At 68.8% G+C, this 2,094-nt stretch carries 1 protein-coding gene; it reads right to left on the bottom strand.

Going from position 1 to position 2,094, the window contains the following annotated elements; all coding sequences use genetic code 11:
* The coding region (locus ACWCXX_RS41235; protein WP_451136437.1) for a vitamin B12 dependent-methionine synthase activation domain-containing protein at positions 1-2,094 on the bottom strand (2,094 nt) is incomplete at both ends.

Raw genomic sequence — 2,094 nt, 5'->3', positions numbered from 1 at the left:
CGCGTTGAAGTATTTCGCCTCGGGGTGGTGGATGACGATCGCGTCGGTGGACTGCTCGGGGTGGAGCTGGAACTCCTCCGAGAGGTGCACCCCGATCCGCTCGGGCCGGAGCAGTTCGGCGATCTTGGCCCGGTCCTCCAGGTCGGGGCAGGCGCCGTAGCCGAGGGAGAAGCGCGCGCCGCGGTATTTCAGCGCGAACATGTCCTCGACGTCGGCCGGGTCCTCGCCGCCGAAGCCCAGTTCGGCGCGGACGCGGGCGTGCCAGTACTCGGCGAGGGCCTCGGCGAGCTGGACGGACAGTCCGTGGAGTTCGAGGTAGTCGCGGTAGGCGTTGGCCTCGAAGAGTTTGGCGGTTTCCTCGCCGATGCGGGAGCCGATGGTGACGACCTGGAGGCCGACGACGTCGGTCTGGCCGGATTCTTCGGGGCGGAAGAAGTCGGCGAGGCACAGGCGGCGGCCGCGGCGCTGGCGGGGGAAGGTGAAGCGGGTGCGTTCGGAGCCGTCCTCGTGGAGCAGGATCAGGTCGTCGCCCTTGGACACGCAGGGGAAGTAGCCGTGGACGACGGCGGCTTCCAGGAGGTTCTCGGTGTGGAGCTTGTCGAGCCAGCCGCGCAGGTGGGGGCGGCCCTCGGTCTCCACGAGTTCCTCGTAGGTGGGCCCGTCGCCGGTGCGGGCCTGCTTGAGGCCCCACTGGCCCTTGAAGAGGGCGCCCTCGTCGAGCCAGGAGGCGTACTCCTTGAGCGGGATGCCCTTGACGACCCGGGTGCCCCAGAACGGGGGGGTGGGGACGGGGTTGTCGACCGCGACGTCCGAGCGCACGCCCTCGGCCGGCTCGTCGACCTCCAGCACCGCGGTCTCCCGCCGGGGCACCCGGCGCTGCTTCAGCTCGGGCAGGGCCGCGCCCGGGACGCCGCGCTTGACGGCGATCAGGGCGTCCATCAGCCGCAGTCCCTCGAAGGCGTCGCGGGCGTAGCGGACCTCGCCTTCGTAGAGTTCGTGGAGGTCTTGTTCGACGTAGGCGCGGGTCAGGGCGGCGCCGCCGAGGATGACGGGGAAGTCGGCGGCCAGTTTGCGCTGGTTGAGCTCCTCCAGGTTCTCCTTCATGATCACGGTGGATTTGACCAGGAGGCCGGACATGCCGATGACGTCGGCGTGGTGTTCCTCGGCCGCTTCCACGATCGCTGAGACCGGCTGCTTGATGCCGAGGTTGACGACGTTGTAGCCGTTGTTGGACAGGATGATGTCGACGAGGTTCTTGCCGATGTCGTGGACGTCGCCGCGGACGGTGGCCAGCACGATGGTGCCCTTGCCCTGGGCGTCGGACTTCTCCATGTGCGGTTCCAGGTGGGCCACCGCGCTCTTCATGACCTCGGCGGACTGCAGCACGAAGGGCAGCTGCATCTGCCCGGAGCCGAACAGTTCGCCGACGACCTTCATCCCCTCCAGCAGGGTGTCGTTGACGATCTCCAGGGCCGGGCGGGACTGGAGGGCCTGGTCGAGGTCGGCCTCCAGGCCGTTCTTCTCGCCGTCGACGATGCGGCGCCGGAGCCGTTCCTCCAGGGGCAGGGCGGCCAGTTCCTCGGCCTTGCCCGCCTTCATCGATTTGGTGCTGACGCCCTCGAACAGCTCCATGAGCCGCTGCAGCGGGTCGTAGCCCTCGGCGCGGCGGTCGTGGATCAGGTCGAGGGCGACCTTGACCTGTTCCTCCTCCAGGCGGGCGATCGGCAGGATCTTGGAGGCGTGCACGATCGCGGAGTCGAGGCCGGCCTTGACGCACTCGTCCAAAAAGACGGAGTTCAGCACGACGCGGGCGGCCGGGTTCAGGCCGAAGGAGATGTTCGACAGGCCCAGCGTGGTCTGCACCTGCGGGTGGCGCTTCTTCAGCTCCCGGATCGCGCCGATCGTGGCGATGCCGTCGCCCCGGGACTCCTCCTGGCCCGTGCAGATCGTGAAGGTCAGACAGTCGATGAGGATGTCCGACTCCCGGATCCCCCAGTTGCCGGTCAGGTCCGCGATCAGCCGCTCGGCGACGGCGACCTTGTGATCGACGGTGCGGGCCTGGCCCTCCTCGTCGATCGTCAGCGCGATCAGCGC

It is taken from the genome of Streptomyces sp. NPDC001732 (assembly GCF_053596315.1).
Note: the sequence above shows the minus strand (reverse complement) of the source record. Positions and strands in the feature narration are given on the sequence as shown.